General features: G+C 52.4%; 17 protein-coding genes and 2 tRNA genes. 13 read left to right on the plus strand and 6 right to left on the minus strand.

The features are described from left to right. Window position 1 precedes the first annotated feature (1 nt). The 4 genes from VA597_RS01865 to VA597_RS01880 are packed head-to-tail and all read left to right on the plus strand — an operon-like array spanning window position 2 to window position 3,879. Window positions 2-1,690 carry an ABC transporter ATP-binding protein gene (locus VA597_RS01865; protein WP_128741374.1) on the plus strand — a complete coding sequence of 563 codons (1,689 nt, stop codon included), beginning with the start codon at window positions 2-4 and terminating at the stop codon, window positions 1,688-1,690. Continuing rightward, window positions 1,687-2,502, plus strand: a complete 816-nt coding sequence (locus VA597_RS01870; protein WP_128741375.1) for an energy-coupling factor transporter transmembrane component T family protein — start codon at window positions 1,687-1,689, stop codon at window positions 2,500-2,502. Before VA597_RS01865 ends, VA597_RS01870 begins: the two co-directional genes overlap by 4 nt. Window positions 2,503-2,521: 19 nt before the next feature. Further along, window positions 2,522-3,301, plus strand: a complete 780-nt coding sequence (locus tag VA597_RS01875; RefSeq protein WP_128741376.1) for a creatininase family protein — start codon at window positions 2,522-2,524, stop codon at window positions 3,299-3,301. Window positions 3,302-3,312: 11 nt separating this feature from the next. Continuing rightward, complete coding sequence (locus VA597_RS01880; RefSeq protein WP_128741377.1) at window positions 3,313-3,879, plus strand: aminotriazole resistance protein; 567 nt, start codon at window positions 3,313-3,315, stop codon at window positions 3,877-3,879. 203 nt (window positions 3,880-4,082) lie between these two features. On the opposite strand, the gene VA597_RS01885 is transcribed toward VA597_RS01880, so the two are convergent. Beyond that, the gene (locus tag VA597_RS01885) at window positions 4,083-4,532 is read right to left on the minus strand and encodes a hypothetical protein (protein WP_128741378.1); all 450 of its coding nucleotides are present in this window, start codon (window positions 4,530-4,532) and stop codon (window positions 4,083-4,085) included. A 24-nt stretch (window positions 4,533-4,556) separates the two neighbouring features. After that, on the minus strand, window positions 4,557-5,822 hold the full coding sequence (locus VA597_RS01890; protein ID WP_128741379.1) for an ArsB/NhaD family transporter: 1,266 nt from the start codon (window positions 5,820-5,822) through the stop codon (window positions 4,557-4,559). An 831-nt stretch (window positions 5,823-6,653) separates the two neighbouring features. Here VA597_RS01890 and VA597_RS01895 point away from each other — a divergent pair. Beyond that, window positions 6,654-7,760 carry a DUF362 domain-containing protein gene (locus VA597_RS01895; RefSeq protein ID WP_128741380.1) on the plus strand — a complete coding sequence of 369 codons (1,107 nt, stop codon included), beginning with the start codon at window positions 6,654-6,656 and terminating at the stop codon, window positions 7,758-7,760. Window positions 7,761-7,861: 101 nt separating this feature from the next. Here VA597_RS01895 and VA597_RS01900 read toward each other — a convergent pair whose 3' ends face one another. Then, window positions 7,862-7,987 (minus strand): hypothetical protein, encoded by a 126-nt coding sequence (locus VA597_RS01900; RefSeq protein WP_256372435.1) that lies wholly within the window; start codon window positions 7,985-7,987, stop codon window positions 7,862-7,864. A 209-nt stretch (window positions 7,988-8,196) separates the two neighbouring features. On the opposite strand from VA597_RS01900, the gene VA597_RS01905 reads away from it, so the two are divergent. Beyond that, window positions 8,197-8,272: transfer RNA gene (locus VA597_RS01905), tRNA-Thr, on the plus strand. A gap of 40 nt (window positions 8,273-8,312) precedes the next feature. Next, window positions 8,313-8,398: transfer RNA gene (locus tag VA597_RS01910), tRNA-Tyr, on the plus strand. Between the two features lie 4 nt (window positions 8,399-8,402). On the opposite strand, the gene VA597_RS01915 is transcribed toward VA597_RS01910, so the two are convergent. From VA597_RS01915 to VA597_RS01925, 3 genes are all read right to left on the minus strand, one after another. After that, window positions 8,403-8,567: a hypothetical protein gene (locus VA597_RS01915; RefSeq protein WP_164918918.1), complete on the minus strand. Its 165-nt coding sequence runs from the start codon at window positions 8,565-8,567 to the stop codon at window positions 8,403-8,405. 208 nt (window positions 8,568-8,775) lie between these two features. Beyond that, window positions 8,776-8,940: a hypothetical protein gene (locus VA597_RS01920; RefSeq protein ID WP_164918919.1), complete on the minus strand. Its 165-nt coding sequence runs from the start codon at window positions 8,938-8,940 to the stop codon at window positions 8,776-8,778. Between the two features lie 124 nt (window positions 8,941-9,064). Beyond that, window positions 9,065-9,763, minus strand: coding sequence for a GntR family transcriptional regulator (locus VA597_RS01925; RefSeq protein ID WP_128741381.1), 699 nt, complete (start codon window positions 9,761-9,763; stop codon window positions 9,065-9,067). A 482-nt stretch (window positions 9,764-10,245) separates the two neighbouring features. On the opposite strand from VA597_RS01925, the gene VA597_RS01930 reads away from it, so the two are divergent. The 6 genes from VA597_RS01930 to VA597_RS01955 all read left to right on the plus strand — a co-directional run bounded on the left by VA597_RS01930 (window position 10,246) and on the right by VA597_RS01955 (window position 17,635). Next, window positions 10,246-11,031 carry an acyl-CoA dehydratase activase gene (locus VA597_RS01930; RefSeq protein WP_128741382.1) on the plus strand — a complete coding sequence of 262 codons (786 nt, stop codon included), beginning with the start codon at window positions 10,246-10,248 and terminating at the stop codon, window positions 11,029-11,031. A gap of 15 nt (window positions 11,032-11,046) precedes the next feature. After that, complete coding sequence (locus VA597_RS01935; protein WP_128741383.1) at window positions 11,047-12,297, plus strand: 2-hydroxyacyl-CoA dehydratase subunit D; 1,251 nt, start codon at window positions 11,047-11,049, stop codon at window positions 12,295-12,297. Beyond that, the gene (locus VA597_RS01940) at window positions 12,284-13,396 is read left to right on the plus strand and encodes a 2-hydroxyacyl-CoA dehydratase subunit D (RefSeq protein ID WP_128741384.1); all 1,113 of its coding nucleotides are present in this window, start codon (window positions 12,284-12,286) and stop codon (window positions 13,394-13,396) included. Before VA597_RS01935 ends, VA597_RS01940 begins: the two co-directional genes overlap by 14 nt. A gap of 75 nt (window positions 13,397-13,471) precedes the next feature. Further along, entirely contained in the window at window positions 13,472-14,638 is a 1,167-nt protein-coding gene (locus VA597_RS01945) for a YkvI family membrane protein (RefSeq protein WP_128741385.1), read from the plus strand. Between the two features lie 38 nt (window positions 14,639-14,676). After that, window positions 14,677-15,918, plus strand: a complete 1,242-nt coding sequence (locus tag VA597_RS01950; RefSeq protein WP_128741386.1) for a CaiB/BaiF CoA transferase family protein — start codon at window positions 14,677-14,679, stop codon at window positions 15,916-15,918. A gap of 97 nt (window positions 15,919-16,015) precedes the next feature. Continuing rightward, complete coding sequence (locus VA597_RS01955) at window positions 16,016-17,635, plus strand: class I adenylate-forming enzyme family protein (RefSeq protein WP_128741387.1); 1,620 nt, start codon at window positions 16,016-16,018, stop codon at window positions 17,633-17,635. The last annotated feature ends 11 nt before the right edge of the window (window positions 17,636-17,646 follow it).

Genomic DNA, 17,646 nt, shown 5'->3' on the forward strand with positions numbered 1-17,646 from the left:
TTTGGGTTTCTCGATTAAAAATATCAGCTATCAATACAAACCGAATGCGGAGGCGGTCCTGAAGGACGTCAGCTTTGAAATCCGCGAAGCGCAGGTGACCGCGATCGTGGGGCCGAGCGGATGCGGCAAGACAACTCTGGTGAATATCCTGAGCGGCGTCATCCCCGAACTGATGCCGATGGGCGTTTATGAGGGCAGCTTCGACGTGGGAAAGGACATCAGCATTTCCGTTGTCAGCCAGTCCCCTGAAAACCAGCTGTTCGGCTACGGCGTGGAGGATGCGATCTCGTTCGGAATCGAAAATATGGGGCTGGAGAGCGGGAAAATCGCGGAGCGCGTGGAATACGTTCTGGACCTTCTCAACATTCAGCACCTGAGGCGGCGCTCGGTCGCCACATTGTCCGGCGGTCAGCGCCAGGCTGTCTGCATTGCCTCCGTGCTGGCGATGCGCCCCGACATTCTCATTATGGACGAGCCCGTCAGCTCCCTGGACCCGGAGGGGAAGAGAATGATCCAGTCGATCCTGAACCAGCTGAGGGAAACCGGGCAGACCACCGTGATCGTGGACAACAATCTCGACTGGTTTTCCGGAATTGTCGACCATGTCATCGGGCTTTCCGAGGGGCGCGTTGTGTTTAACGGGACGAAAGACGAATTTTTCAGGGATTTCGCGATTCAGGAAACGCTTGGGGTGACGGTTCCCCAGGAAGTCGAAATCTACCGAAGGCTCTCGGAAAAGATAGAGGGACTGGAGCTGTTCGACACCGTGGACGGAGCGAAGCGGGTTCTGGGCCGCTATCTTCCGTCGGGGAAACCGCGGCCGATTCCGGCCGCATCGTCGGATGACGGGGATGAAATTCTCAGGGCGGAGGGAATCAGCAAGACCTTTCAGGACGGTTTCCACGCGCTGATTGACGTGAGCGCCGGATTCGGGCCCGGAAAGGTGATTTCGATCATCGGCCAGAACGGTTCCGGAAAAACCACTTTTGTCAAACATCTGAACGGCCTGTACCGGCCCACCGAGGGGACGGTCCGGTACAAGGGGGTCGGGACCGCCGGCAAATCGGTCGCGCAGATCAGCCGCGACATCATCCTGGTGTTTCAGAACCCGGAGCACATGCTGTTTGAGGAATCGGTGATGAAGGAGCTGACGTTCTGCGCGCGTGCCCAGGGCGTCGAGTTTTCCGAGGCCGAAGCTCTGGACGTGCTGGAGCGGTACGGGCTGCTCGAGGTGAAGGACGAGCTTCCGCTCAATCTTTCCATGGGCAAAAAGCATCTGCTGACCATTCTGTCCGTCCTTTTTTCCAGTGCGGAGGTCGTGATCCTCGATGAGCCGACGCTCGGAATGGACCTGCACATCAAAAGTCAGCTGGAGAACATCATCCGGAACTTGGCACAAAGAGGCAAAACGGTCATCATCATCAGCCACGAGATCCCGCTGGTCTTCCAGGTGTCCGACCGGATCCTCGTGCTCAACAACGGCGTGAAGCTGGCGTATGCTTCCAGGGCCTCCATGGCGGAACGGGATGAACTTTTTGAAAAAATCAACATCTCGCTACCGCCCGTTGTGCTGCTGTCGAAATACTTCGGTTTTTCCGAGGTTTGCTGCGATGTCGGCTCCTTTGTCGGAGAGGCCGCCGGCAGGATTTCCGCCTGCCGTTCTGATGCGGCATGGAGGGATCAAGAATGAATGATTTTTTACAATATGTGGAGATGGATTCCTTTCTGCACCGGCTGGACCCCAGAACTAAATTCTTCTTTTTTATCGTTATTTCCGTATTGACTTCTTTTGTGAAAAGCGGCGTATCGCTTCTTTTTCTGTTCCTCGTTTTTTTGGTCATCTGGGGGACCAGCCATATCGGAAAATACATTGCCGTTCTGGCCGCGAAGGTAAAAGTCCTTCTTTTGTTTATCTTCCTTCTCTGGCTTGTTCTGGGCGCCTTTACGGTGAACATCGGTCCCGTATTGTCCCGCCGGGCATTCTCCCTGTTCGGCAGGGACTGCATATTCAGCCTGGAATGGTTCGACCTTTACAAAGGCGCCGTCTTTGACATGCGGGTCTTTCTGATGATCTCCGTATTTTATACGGTGATCCTGTCGACGAATTTCAGCCAGATCATCTCAGGCCTCCGTTTGTGGAAGGTGCCTTATTCGGTTGCTTTCGGGGTCGGGCTTGTCTTTCAGATCATCCCCATGATCATCAAGGAATTCGACACGATCATGGAAGCGCAGAGTTCCCGGGGACTGGAAGTGGAAAAGTGCGGCGCGTTTGCGAAAATGAAAAATTATGTGATCGTTTCTCTCCCGCTTCTGTTCCGCGTGTTGGGAAAGGGACACAGTATTTCGCTTGCCATGCATTATTACAAGCTCGACTTTAAGGTCAGGCGCTCCTCCTATAAGGTGATCCGGCCCACCTGGAGGGATACGGCCTTTGTTGCCGTCACGGTTGTCTCCACCGCCGCGGCGGTTGTTCTGCAAATCATGTTCTACATCAAACTGTAAGAAAAAGAGGAGAGCAATTATGATTGCCAAATGGGAAAATCTGACCCGGGACGAAATCGCGCAGCTTGACAAATCCAGGACGATTGTACTGCTGCCGACAGGCGCGACGGAGCAGCACGGCCCCCACCTTCCCGTGGGAACGGATTCGATCATCCTTTCCGCGCTGATCGACCTTATCGTAGAGAAGCAGGACTTCGACGAGGGAAATCTCATTTTTGCCCCGCAGCTCTGCGTGGGAAAAAGCAATGAGCATATGGGCTTTCCGGGCACCATCACCTTTGGAACGCAGACCTATTACTCGCTGCTGCACGATATCGCGGCAGCCGTTTCAAAGAGCGGGTTTCAAAAGCTCGTGCTGTTCAACAGCCACGGCGGGAACACGGACATGCTGAATCTGATCAGCCGGGACATGAGGATCGACTTCGGGCTGGACGTCTTTGTTTTTGACTGGTGGTTTACGCCGTTCTGGAACAAGGGGCTGAAGGGCCTGAAACAGTCGGGGACCTACGGCGTTTTTCACGCGTGCGAGCTTGAAACGTCTCTGATGCTTGCCATCAGGCCGGAAACGGTGCATATGGAGCTTGCGGTGGACGAGGACCCTGTGGAGAGCCTGAGGGACAACGATTATGTTACCATTCTGGGTCCGTACACGGCTGGCTGGAAGACAAGCGATGTGACGAAAAGCGGCGTGATCGGGGCGCCGACCTATGCGACGGCGGAAAAGGGCAAAAAGCTGCTCGACTATGCGGTCGGGGAGCTTCACAATATTTTTGCGGCATTTTTAAAAACAATTTATTAAGGAGAGTAGTTATGGCTACAAAAAGGAAATTCTCGTTCGTCAACATCATCTTTTTCGCAATTTTCGGAGTTTTTACAGGGGTTCTGTGGGCATACGGCAGCCCGATCCCCCTGATTCCGGGCGCGGTCCATTTCAGAACGTTCGCATTTGTCATCGTGACCATCGGGTTTCTTTTCGGGCCCGTCACCGGCTTCTTCTCCGGCTATATCGGCACGCTGGTCTGGTCGCTTCTGGGCGGGTACTTCATCGCGCCCCACACGCTGCTGGCGGACGGAATCACGGTTGGGCTGAGCGCGGCGCTTCCCGCGCTGATTATGCTGAAGAATAAGACCCTTGACGAGTACATGGAAAACAAGAAGGGGTTTATCGGGAAATCGATGTTCTGGTCTCTTCTGTTCGGCTGCCTGATGATTCTCACAACGAGCTTTTCTCTCTCTTTCTTTTCCGGGCTGGGTTACTGGTACTGCGTTGTCTGGATCGGCATTGCGGATGTTGTGCCGATTGCGCTCACCCCGTTCGTCGTCGTTCTCCTGGCGCCAAGACTGCAAAAAATACAGACGATTATTCCAAGGATCTGAGTTCCTTCGCTCTTTCATGGCAAAGTGCAAAAAAGTTTCCCGCCTTTTTAAAGCGGAAATTTACAACAGAGGTCCCCTGCAGCCATTCCTGCTGCAGGGGACCTCTGTTGTAAGCAATGTGCCGAAAAGAACCGGTCGCCGGAGGGCAATCCGATGCGGCAAATTCTCCTGACGTATGGACCGGAGATTTTCCTTAAGGACAGTCAAAGGGGAGAACTGGTGCTTTGGATCTCGTTAAGCAGGTCTGAAATCTCCTTGATTTTCTCTTTGACTTCCAGCATCCTGTCCTTCGGAATATTGTGGGTCATAAAGACGTCCTTGATCTTTTGGGCGGAATCGTAAAGACTCTGGTTGACGGCGACAAATTCACCGAACACATTGCTGTTGCTTGCGTTTTTGAATTGTTTGATGTCGTTTTTAATGTACTGTACAATCTCCTGCGGTTTTGAAAAGACGCCGGAAGCCGCAGGGTAAGGCTTTACCATCTGAAGAAAATACTTGTTTTTCGCGTTGATGTTATATACATAGAGCAGTTCCGTTTGATCAAAGCTGAAACGGATAAAACTGATGATTCCGTGCAGGCTGGTCACGTTGGCCCCCATCTGTGTCAGCTTTATATCGATTTCTTCCTGATCGGCAGACAAATTATTCATAGACTGCATCCCCCTCACCTCCTATTATAGCAAATAAAACAAAATAAGATAGAGGGTTGACAAAATAATTGACACGATCATCAAAGGCATGCCGTATTTCGTGAAGCGTGCAAAGGTCAGCTTGTAGCCGTGCTTTTCCGCGAGCCCGGCCACGACCACGTTGGCCGAGGCGCCGATGAGCGTGCCGTTTCCGCCGAGGCAGGCGCCGAGGGAAATCGCCCACCAGAGAGGCGAGATGTTCATGCCCTGGGCTCCCATCGCCTTGATAAGCGGGATCAGCGTTGCCACGAGAGGAATATTGTCCAGAACGGAGGATGCCAGCGCGGAAAACCAAATGATGATGATTCCGGTCAGCAGCAGATTATTCTTTGTCAATTGCACGATGACGGTCGCCAGGCTGTTGATCAGGCCGACCTTTTCCAGGGAACCCACGAGGATGAAAAGGCCTCCGAAAAAGAACAGCGTCGGCCATTCGATGTTTAAGAAGACTTCATCGACGCTTTCGCGGCTCAGCAGCAGGAGAAGAGCCGCGCCGCTCAAAGCGACCAAAGCGGAAGGGTAATTGAGCTGCTCGTGGAAAAAGAAGCCGAGGATCACAAGTACCAGCACGGCCAGGGACTTTTTCAGCAGGGAAACATCCTTGATCGATTTTTTTTCGTCGAAGCTGAGAATTTCCAGCTTCTTTTCCTCGCTGACCTGAAGCTGTTTCCGGAACAGAAAATAAAACAGGAAGAAGGTGACGGCGAAAATGATGACGACAATGGGCCCCAGGTTCGCAAGAAAGTCCATAAAGCCCAGGCCGGAAGCGCTTCCGATCATGATGTTCGGCGGGTCCCCGATCAAAGTCGCTGTGCCGCCCAGATTCGAAGCAATGACCTCCGGAATCAGAAAGGGAATGGGGTCGAGCTCCAGCGTGTCCGTGATGACAAATGTCATCGGCACGATCAGAAGAACGGTTGTGACATTGTCCAAAAAGCTGGAGATCACGGCGGTGATCACGCTCAGGCTGAGGATAATTTTCCAAGGGTCCCCTTTCACCCTTTTGGCCGCGAAAATGGCGAGGTATTCGAAAACGCCCGTATCCTTTACGATGCCAACGATGATCATCATGCCGACCAGAACGCCCAGCGTGTTAAAGTCAATGTAGCTCAGAGCCTCGTCAAAGGTCAAAATCCTCAATAATAGAAGGAGAGATGCGCCGGCCAGAGCGGCGATGGTCCGATTTACCTTTTCGCTCATGACCAGCGCCATGACAATGACGAAAATAGTTAAAGAGGCGATCAATTCCATAGATGAAGATTCCTTTACTTAATTTATGTTCGTGTGTTCCAGAAACCGTTCATATGATTGAGCAGAGCGCGTATTCACGGTAAATCGCTAGCAGGGACAGGGTTTCATGGAATCGTTTATTAGAAATCTGCACCCGGATTCATTCAAAAGATTCAAGTTGCCAATCCTGCAGGTCTGTCCGCGCTTTTTGAATGATATCATAATACATACGTCCCTTCAAACTGCTTCCAATAGCGGATAAAAAAACAAAAAACACCGGGCACTCCGCTAAAATGAATTGCAGATTCATCAAAGGGAGGTAAGACCGATGGCTTTTCTAAAGATACGAATTATAGCTTGAACATCCCAAAAATCCGTTGCGGATATTCCGAGATCTCATGCCCGTTTTAACCGGTTCGTTCAAACTCCGCCAAGTGTTTTGCTGTTTTAGGCAAGGAGTGAGATCGATTCGGGAGACACACCTTCATATGCCATCCTGTATTTGCCGTTCTCAAAAAAGATGAATAGAAAGCTTCATGAATGTGTCTAATCATAGCAACACAAATTCCATTTGTAAAGGCTTTTTATAACATTTGTAACTGTAGCTTGTTTGTGCGTTGGAGATGTTTCTGTTTTTAGTCAATTTTATAATCAGCCTGGCCGCTGCTGATTCTGCGGGTTCCGCTCATGGCGTCGGAATGCGGTTTCCGTTTGGAACTGGCCGCAGCGCCCTGCCTCCCGGACACACCGGGCCCGAATTTTAGAAAATACTTTTCATCCTATGGCCTCAATGATATAATATTGATAAAAATCAGGATCACATCAATTTCAGAACTGTGTGGGGGATACAGGATGGGAACTTCAAAAGTATATTTTGCCGATATGCACGCTACCCTGAACGAGAACCTGCTTCAAAAGCTGAAGAGGCTGATGATAACTGCGGGCGTTGGGCAAATTGATTTTAATAGAAAATATGCCGCGATCAAAATCCATTTCGGCGAACCGGGAAATCTTTCTTTTCTTCGCCCGAATTACGCAAAAGTGGTGGCCGATGTTGTCCGGGATCTTGGCGGCAGCCCCTTTTTGACCGACTGCAATACCCTTTACGTCGGAGGCCGGAAAAATGCGCTGGATCACTTGGATTCCGCGTATGGAAACGGCTTTTCCCACGATTCCACCGGGTGCCATATCCTGATCGCGGACGGGCTGAAAGGGACTGACGAGGTGCTGGTACCAGTCGAAGGCGGGGAATATGTAAAGGAAGCCAAGATAGGGCACGCCATTATGGATGCGGATATCATTATTTCACTGACTCACTTTAAGGGACACGAGTCGACCGGGATCGGGGGCACATTGAAAAACATCGGTATGGGCTGCGGGTCGCGCGCAGGAAAAATGGAAATGCACAGCAGCGGAAAGCCCCATGTGGATCAGGAGGCGTGTGTCGGCTGCGGATCGTGCAGGAAAAACTGCGCCCACGGCGCCATTTCCATCGAAAACCGAAAGGCTTCCGTTAACCATGACTTATGCGTCGGCTGCGGAAGATGCATCGGCGTTTGCCCCATGGATGCTGTCTTGCCTGCCTCCGACGAATCCAATGATATTCTGGACAAAAAAATAGCCGAGTATTCCTACGCGGTGCTGCATGACCGCCCTCAGTTCCACGTCAGTCTGGTGGTCGATGTCTCTCCGTACTGCGACTGCCATGCGGAAAACGATATCCCGATCGTGCCGGACGTAGGGATGTTTGCGTCTTTTGATCCGGTCGCGCTTGATCTCGCGTGCGCCAGGGCCGTCAACCGGCAGCCGGCCCTGCCCGGCAGTCTGCTGGAGAAAAGCGAAAAGGTCCATCAAGACCATTTTGCCGATGTTCACCCAACAACGGACTGGAATGTTCTGATCGACCACGCGGTCAAGCTGGGACTCGGAAACCGGGATTATGAACTGGTAAAGATATAAGCGATAAAAATAAGAAAATCTGCGGCGCAACCGGCTTTTGCCGGCGGCGCCGCAGACTTTCTATAAATCGATAAAAATTATTTCTCTATCGCCGTGTTCGTTTATTCCAAGTCGGTGTCAAGCAGACAACCTGAAGGGAACTCCGGAGAGCACCAGCCCTGCGGCTCGTTGGATGGATCGAACGGATCGCTCTCAACGTTCAGATTCCTAATATCTTTTTCTTTCATACCTTGTGCCTCCTTTTTATTTTCTATTAATACTATAGAATAGAGTTTGAGAGAAATCAATAGTAACAATAACGATTATTGTTACTGATTTTTGAGCTGTTTTATCTATATTTAAGATACGCGGTTTTCTGACGAAATATCTTGACAAAGACACGGTAAAATGTTATAGTATTCAAGCGCTGTAAAAAATCATATCCAAGAATACATGTGCTGGCGTAGCTCAGTTGGTAGAGCAGCTGATTTGTAATCAGCAGGTCGGGGGTTCAAATCCGTCTGCCAGCTCCAGTTCAAAAGGAGCTTTGCTTTCCAACAAGGCTCCATATACGGAGGAGTTCCAGAGCGGTCAAATGGGGCAGACTGTAAATCTGTTGCTTTACGGCTTCGATGGTCCGAATCCATCCTCCTCCACCAAAAATCAGACAGGCCCTTTTGGCTTGCCTGATTTTTTATGCAGAAAGGATGGATTCGGAAGGCCGTAAAGAAAACGTGCCGGCGGCACGTTTTTAGGCCGTGGACTTTTACCGTGGTATAGAATTCCGATAACAGCAGCAAACGTGACGATGGTTTTGCTTTTTCCCATTCCATCCTCCTCCACCAAAAATCAGACAGGCCCTTTTGGGCTTGCCTGATTTTTTATGCAGAAAGGATGGATTCGGAAGGCCGTAAAGAAAACGTGCCGGCGGCACGTTTTTAGGCCGTGGACTTTTACCGTGGTATAGAATTCCGATAACAACAGCAAGCGTGACGGTGGTTTTGCTTTTTCCCATTCCATCCTCCTCCACCAAAAATCAGACAGGCCCTTTTGGCTTGCCTGATTTTTTATGCAGAAAGGATAGATTCGGAAGGCCGTAAAGAAAACGTGCCGGCGGCACGTTTTTAGGCCGTGGACTTTTACCGTGGTATAGAATTCCGATAACAGCAGCAAACGTGACGGTGGTTTTGCTTTTTCCCATTCCATCCTCCTCCACCAAAAATCAGACAGGCCCTTTTGGGCTTGCCTGATTTTTTATGCAGAAAGGATGGATTCGGAAGGCCGCAGAGGCGGCGTTATCCGGGTTCTTCCAGGCGCTCTAAAGGCTATTTAAAATAGCTTGGAAACTTCGCTTTGGCCCTGTCGGCTATATTTGATATCGTTTCGAGATGATCCGCCATCTTTTTCTGTGCCAGCAGCATATTTTCCGCCTTGATCGCTTCGACGATCGCGCGGTGCTGATCGATCAGCGCCGGAATTCTGTGATCGAACGCAACATCGAAGTTCCTCCATCTCGCGATATGAAGCATGTCGTCGGCCAGCATCTCGACGAGGGAATACCGGCCGACGCTGTCGATCATCGTTTTATGGAAATCCGAGTCGATCCACGGAAATTTCCCGTTGTAATCCGGTTCATTGCGGCATTTTTCCTGCTCGGCCAGATTCGATTCCAAAGCATTCACAAGGGCGGCCCGATCCTTCTTTTTCAGAGAGGTGAACATCTCGTAAATAACTTCTTTTTCCACCGCGGTGCGCAGCATGAGAAGATCGGAGATATGATTCAGATCAATCAGGCTGACATATGTCCCGCGCTGAGGATAGATTTCAATAAACCGTATTTGCTGAAGGCGGACAAAAGCGCTCCGGATCACGGAACGGGAGACATTGTATTTCTGAGACATCTGGTTCTCACTGATCATCTGCCCCGGTTCCAACTGCAGCTTGATGATGCTCCTTCGTATTTTTTTGTACACTTCATCCGCAGTATAGGGCTGAACGTTTCTTGGCTTTATATTTTCATTCATCTAATTATCCCGCTCTCTTAAAATAAGATCCTATTCCCTTTCCTTAGTTTACTATATGAAAAGAAAAAATGGAATAGGGAAAATATGTTTCGGCTTACTCATGGACCGGCTGTGTGCGGACCACAGGGGAAATTCCGTGCAGAACGGCCTTCAATTCCGGATTTATCGGTCAAAATGCCTTTTTATAATCCAAATATAGGATGCGATTTATGGAAAATGAACAGTTATAATCGGCATATTCTATCCAAAATGGCTATTTACATCGGGAGCATCTATTGGTACAATAGATTTGCAAAACAAACTTGTAGACATGTATACTTATCGACATGTATGGCTAACGAAGGTAACACCTTCAAATCGAAATGGGATAATTAGCAGATAATATGTATACAAGTATACTTATCGACATGTATGCCATTCTGCGCCCTGATATGTCAAAAAAATAACAATATCGGGCGAACGATAGCAGGTGAGGAATTTTTATGTTTACATTGGGCGTTGATATTGGATCGACCACTGCAAAGGCGGTCATTTTAAAGGACGGGAAAGATATCGTTTCTTCCTCCATTGTGGTTGCCACAGTGGGCACGGACGGTGTTTCCCGCGCCATGGAGAATGCGCTTCGGGAGAGCGGAGTCAGACGGGAAGAGATTCGGTTCACGGTCGCCACGGGGTACGGAAGAAAAACCTTCGCGGGCGCCGACCTGCAGCTGAGCGAGCTGACCTGCCACGCCGTAGGCGTTCATCGCGAATTCGGCGATGTCAGAACGGTGATCGACATCGGCGGACAGGATGCGAAGGTGTTGTCGCTGAACGAGGAGGGGCGCATGGCCAACTTTGTCATGAACGATAAATGCGCGGCGGGAACCGGAAGGTTCCTGGACGTCATGGCCAATATCCTCCATCTTGATATTTCACAGCTTGAGGTGGAAGCGGCCAGGGCGGTTCATCCGGCGAATATATCCAGCACCTGCACGGTGTTTGCGGAGTCGGAAGTCATCTCTCAGCTTGCGTCGGGCGTCCGGATTCCGGACCTGGTGGCCGGGATCTGTCAGTCGGTTGCCGCGCGCGTTGCCTCTCTGGTCAAAAGGGTGGGAGTGCGCGAGCAGGTTTGCATGAGCGGCGGAGTGGCGAGAAATGCAGGCGTTCGGAATGCCATGGAAAAGGAACTGGGGGTCAGAATAGTGTACAGCGAACATGCCCAGCTCATGGGCGCTCTTGGCGCGGCGCTGTATGCTTATGATAAAGTTCAAAACGACAATTTATGAAGGAGGTTTTCATTGATGGGTGAAGAAGTTAAGAAGAAAAGACCTGCGCCGGACCCGAATTCGGCAAAGTACAAATTGGGTCAGATTGCGGCCAAGGCTTACAGCGACTGCATGGAGGCGAAGGCGCGGGGCGAGATGGTCGGGTGGTGTGCAAGCAACTTCCCCGTGGAGATACCGGAAACCCTGGGCCTCTCCGTCTGCTATCCGGAAAATCAGGCCGCAGCCATCGCCGCGAGAGGCGGCGGCGAGCGGATGTGCAGCGAGAGCGAGGGGGACGGTTATTCCAACGACCTCTGCGCTTACGCAAGGGTTTCCCTTGCGTACATGAAACTGAAGGACGCGCCGGAGCAGAACATGCCGATGCCGGACTTCGTCCTTTGCTGCAACAACATCTGCAACTGCATGATCAAATGGTATGAGAATATTGCCAGGGAACTGGATATCCCCATGATCATGATCGATATCCCGTTCAACCCCGATTATGAGGTGTCCGACGCGGAGACCGAGTACATAAGAGCCCAGTTCTGGGGTGCGATCCATCAGCTGGAGAAGATTACGGGCAAAAAGTGGAGCGACGAACGGTATAAGGAGGTCATGGAGATTTCCGGGCGCTCCAGCCGCGCCTGGCTGGCGGCGACCTCCTGCGCCAAGTATCTTCCTTCGCCGTTCAACGGCTTCGATCTTTTGAACCACATGGCGGTCATGGTGACCGCGCGCGGCAAAAAGGAAGCAGCGGAAGCGATGGAAACTCTTTTGAAAGAATACGAAGACAACCATGAAAAAGGCGACTCGACCTATCACGGCGAAGAAAAGTACCGCATCATGTTCGAAGGGATTGCCTGCTGGCCGTGGCTGAGGGTTACCTCGACAGGCCTAAAGAGCAGAGGCATCAACATGGTAACCACCATCTACGCGGATGCGTTCGGGTTCATCTATGACGATTTCGACGGCATGTGCCGCGCCTATGCGAGAGTCCCGAATGCAATGAATCTTGAACTTTCCAGGGATAAAAGGATCAAACTCTGCAAAGACAATCACGTGGAAGGCCTTCTGGTGCATACAAACCGCTCCTGCAAGCTTTGGTCCGGGTTCATGGCGGAAATGAGCCGGCAGATCGGCAGGGCCTGTGACATCCCGGTGGTCAGCTTTGACGGCGATCAGGCCGATCCGCGGAATTTCTCCGAGGCGCAGTACGACACGCGCGTTCAGGGCCTGATGGAAATTATGGAAGCAAACAAAGGAGGCCGTTCAGATGGCAATCGATGAATTATTGGCTCAGTTTCATGAAATTGCTGCGTCTCCGAGAAAGCAGCTCGGCAAGTACCTTGCGCAGGGCAGGAAAGTCGTCGCTTGCGCGCCGGTCTACACCCCGGAGGAGATCATCCATTCCATGGGCCTTGTCCCGATGGGCGTGTGGGGCGCGGAGATGGAGGTCCATGAGGCCAAGAAATATTATCCCGCGTTCATCTGCTCCATTATGCAGACGGTGCTTGAGCTTGGGATCACGGGAAAATTTGAGGGGATTTCCGCGATCGTCATTCCCTCGCTGTGCGACTCTCTCAAAAGCCTGGGCCAGAATTGGAAATATGCCGTCCCCGGCATTCCGTTCATCCCCATGACCTATCCGCAGAACAGAAAACCGGATTACGGCGTCAAATTCACGAAGGCGAGCTATGAGAAGGTCATCAGTGATCTCGAGATTGCGACCGGCGCCAAGTTTTCCGAAATTTTGCTCGCGGAGTCCAACCGGATCTACAACGAACACAATGCGGCGATGCGCGAGTTTGCGGAAACGGCTGCGGACCATGCGATCACCGCGGTCCAGAGGAGCGATGTCTTTAAGAGCGCCTGGTTCATGCTGAAGGAAGAACACACGGCGTTGGTCAGGCAGCTGACGGCGGAGCTGAAGAAAGCCCCTGCGGACGAAGGCAAAGTCCGCGTGGTGACGAGCGGCATCCTCGCCGATTCCCCCGGCCTTCTGGAGATTTTCGACAAGAACGGGATCAAGATCGTTGCGGACGATGTTGCCCAGGAGTCGAGACAGTACCGCACGGACGTGCCGGAGAAGCCGAATCCGCTGGATGCGCTCGCGCAGAAGTTTGCCGATATGGACAACTGTAGCGTGCTGTATGACAGGGACAAAAAGCGAGTTGGTTTCATTGTCGATCTGGCCCAAAAACACAACGCGGCAGGTGTGATTGTCCTGATGACGAAGTTCTGCGATCCGGAAGAGTTCGATTATGTTCCGATCAAGCGGGCCTGCGACGCCGCCGGCCTCAGAAATGTGAACATCGAAGTCGACTGCCAGATGGTGAACTATGAACAGGCCGGCACCATGCTTCAGGCATTCAAGGAAATGGGCTGAAAACGCGTCCTCAATGATTACGTCGGCTTTCAAAATGATGAATGGGGTAGAATTAACAAAAGGAGTAGAATTGCCATGATCAATAAAAATAAGATGCCGGTCGCGATTGGCGTAGCGTTTGTCTGGTTTACCACGCAGTTCGGCGGAGGCTTTGCCTCGGGCGCCCAGCTGTATTCTTACTTTGTCAAATTTGGAATTTGGGCACTGATTACACCGGTTCTCGCACAGGCTTTCGGCGCGTTCTTCCAGTGGTACGGCCTTCGCTATGCCAAGAGGCACGAGACCTATGATTATCGTACTTTTACCGATAAGTTTTACGGCGATTTCGGAGAAAAAGCCAGACCGATTTTTTCGAACCTGTACGAGCTCGTTTACCTGTTCACCATCTGCCTGGCCCCGTCGGTGGCCTTTGCGACGGGCGGCGCGACGCTGCACGCGCTGACCGGCATTCCGTACATTGTCTGCACCGTGATCATCGGCCTGATTATTTTCGTACTGACTATTTATGGGACCGACCTTGTCCGGGCGGCGGCTTCCACCGTTTCGGTCGTGATCATCGCGGGCCTGCTGCTGGTCTATGTTCCCAACATCTTTGCGCAGTGGGGAACGATCTCGGCCAACATCGGCCAGATGGCCGCCGCTCCCGCACCGGCGGGCCCGGCGTTTTGGAGGTGCTTCGTGTACGCAGCTTTCCAGCTGGCGTCGATCGGCCTTCTGATGCAGCATGCCGAGCCGTTTAAAGACGAGAAGGAAGCCAAGAAATCAATGGTTTACGGCTTTATCGTCAATGCCTTCATCATTTTCATGTGCACGGTCGGCCTGATTGCCATTGTCAACAACCCGGATCTGAAAACCGCTCAGGTTCCGACCCTGCTGATGGTCCAGACGGGCGTCGGCGCCTCGTTCCTCACCCCGGTCATCTCGATCCTGATCATTCTCGGCGCGGTGTCGACTGCCGTCAATATGATCGCGGGCGTGATTGCGCGCTATGTCAACGCCTGGAACAGGAAAGACGCCTCGCCGGAAGTGTCCAAGCAAAATCTGATGAAGCGCACCATTATCATCGCGGTGATTTTCACGCTGCTGACCTTTGCGATCGCGCAGTTCGGTCTGATTCCTCTCGTCAACACGGGATACGGATATCTTGGCTATCTGACGATTATCGTTGTCGTTGTCCCGTTTGTTGTCCACATGATTATGACGAAGAATGGGAAAATCGACGCGGAATACAAGAAAAACTGATTGAAAGCTACATTTATGATACAAGGAGATAGATCAATATGAGCAAACCGTTGGAAGGAGTCCGGGTCGTCGAACTGGCGAATTTTATCGCGGCGGCGGCCGCCGGACGGTTTATGGCAGATCTCGGCGCCGACGTCGTCAAGATTGAAGCGGCGAAAGGGGACCCGCTCAGATATACGGCGCCGTCCGAGGGCAGGCCGCTCGACATGGTTGAGAACACCACGTGGGACCTTGAGAACGGCAACAAACGCTGCATCTCTCTCAATATGAAGGACCCCGCCGGCAAAGAGGCTTTTTTCAAGCTCCTTGACACGGCCGATGTCCTGATCACCAACTGGAGAGTCCAGGCCCTCCAGAAGCTGGGACTGGACTATGACAGCCTGAAGGGCAGGTATCCGAAGCTGGTTTACGCCATCTGCACCGGATACGGCGAATACGGCCCGGACAGGAACCTTCCGGGGTTCGATTTCACGGCGTTTTTCGCCAGGGGCGGATATCTCGATTCGCTTCGCCAGAAAGGCACCGTCCCGATGAACGTTGTCCCCGGGCTCGGCGACCACAATGTCGGTATGAACCTGGCGGCCGGGATCCTGGCGGCTCTGTATCAGGCAAAAATCAAAGGAGTCGGAGAAAAGGTTGAAACATCCCTTTTTGAAAGCTCGATCTATAACATGGGCATGATGGTTGAGGCCTCCAATTACGAAGGCATCGCGCAGCAGTACCCGATCGACGTCAGGAAATCCGCCAACCCCTTCAATGCGGCGTGGAGGACCAAGGACGACCGTTTCATTCAGACCTGCATGCCGGATTACAATACATACTACAAGGCGTTTATCACGGCTGTCGGCAGGGAGGATCTTGTGGGCAGCGAGAACTATTTCCCGATTCTGACCTGCCAGGAGAAGGGCCTCACTTCCGAGGTTTACGATATTGTCATGGATGCGTTCAGCAAGAAAACCGTCGAGGAGTGGAAAGAAATTCTGGTGGCGGCCGACGTTCCGTTCTCCGTTGCCCAGAACTGGGTGGAAATCAGGAACGACAAGCAGGCCGAGGCAAACAACTGCTTCTACGACATGAAATACCCGAACGGCCATATCAGAAGACTGGTCAGGCTGCCGGTCAAGTTCCAGGAAATGGGCGTCCCGGATTACAGGCCGGGGCCGATGATCGGCGAGCAGGGGCCGGAGATCCTGAAAGAACTGGGATACGATGACGGGCAGGTCAGGGATATGTTGGAAAAGGGTTCTCTGTATGTCTGGAAAGATGAACATAAGAAGTAGAGATTAGTGAAGCGGCAAAACGGACTGTTGTCGATGGAGACGGACCCTTCGAAGACGGTCCGTTTTGCTTGAATTCACGATTCCGCAGGTGAGAACGATGGAACTTATCAGTAAAACAATCGGCGAATGCTTAAAAGAGCGCGTCCATCTCAGCGGAAGGTGCACAGCGATTGAAATGGGCGGCTTTCACTGCACGTTTGAGCAGCTGGATCGGTTTTCGGACTTTGCCGCGGCCCGGATGGAAGAAGACGGGGTCGGAAAAGGGACCCATGCGGGGATCTGGTGCGCCAACGGTCCGGATTGGGTGCTCGCTTTTCTGGCGCTTGCGAAGATCGGCGCCGTGCCCGTGCTGATCAACACCTGCTTTCGGGACGCGGAGGTCACACGCGTCCTCAATTACGCAGATGTGGAGGTCCTGTACTACGGTGCAGGCAATGAAAGCCTGATCGAGAGGATCAGGAGAAAAACAGCGAGAGTAAAAAAATTTATTCCCATTGGGGAAAAGGGAGCCGGAACCTGGGCGGGCAGCCTTGTCGGAACCGCCCCTCCGCCGCCGGCCGATTTGAAAAGGGTGGAAGGGAAAAAGAAAGCGGTGAGACCGGAGGATCCGGCCTGCATGATTTTTACTTCGGGAACCACGTCCTTCTCCAAGGGAGTGCTTCTCAGCCATTACAGCCTGGTGAACAATTCCCGTGCCATGGTCGAAGCCATGCATTGGAAGGAAGACGATAAAATGTGCCTTACGGTCCCTCTGTTCCACTGCTTCGGGATCACGGCCGGAATCCTTGCCTGCCTGCTCAGCGGCGCGGAAATGGACCTGCTGCCCTGCTTTAAAACGGCCTACGTATGGGATGCGCTGGAACGCGGGCGCTGCACCATCCTGAACGGCGTCCCGAGCATGTTCCTGGCGCTGATCCGGAAGTCGGAGCATTGCGGACGGCGCGCCGACACCCTCAGGTCCGGCATCATCGCGGGTTCCCCCGTCACGCCGGAAGAATACGCGGAAATCTGCCGCAGGTTCCCCCAGATGCATCTGCAGCCTTCGTACGGCCAGACGGAAACTTCGCCGTGCGTGACGATCGCCGGCTGGGATGATCCCGGGGAAAAAAAGGGCGCGTCCGCCGGAAGATTGATCGACCATGTCAGCGCGCGCATCGCCGACCTCAAAACCGGCGGCGTTCTGGGGCGGGATCTCGACGGCGAAATTCAGGTGAAGGGGTACAATGTGATGCTTGGGTATTACAGGCTTCCGGAAGTGACGGCCGGAGCCTTTACCGAAGACGGCTGGCTCAGGACGGGAGATATCGGGAACTTTGACGGCTCCGGGGAGCTTCACGTCACCGGAAGGCTGAAAGAAATGATCATCAGGGGCGGAGAGAACATCTCTCCGCGTGAAATAGAGAGAGTCATCAAAAGGCTGAAATGGGTGGATCAGGTCAAGGTCGTGGGCGTCCCGGCCGACGTGCTTCAGGAGGAGATCGCGGCGTGCATCATACCGAGGCAGGGGTGCGGCATCAACAAGGATGAACTTGTGGATTTTTTAAAGCCGCGGCTGGCGCGGTATAAAATGCCCGCTTATATTTTAGAATTTGACGGTTTCCCAGTGAATGCGAGCGGCAAAATCGATTTAAAGGGCCTGAAATCAAAAGCGGCGGCCATGGCCGGCGAAGAAAAACGCGTCCGGAAAGACGGCGGCTGCGCGAAAATGAAATTTTAGCTAAACGGCGG

Origin of the sequence: Caproicibacter sp. BJN0012 (genome assembly GCF_035986805.1) — a bacterium.
GTDB lineage: Bacteria > Bacillota > Clostridia > Oscillospirales > Acutalibacteraceae > Caproicibacter.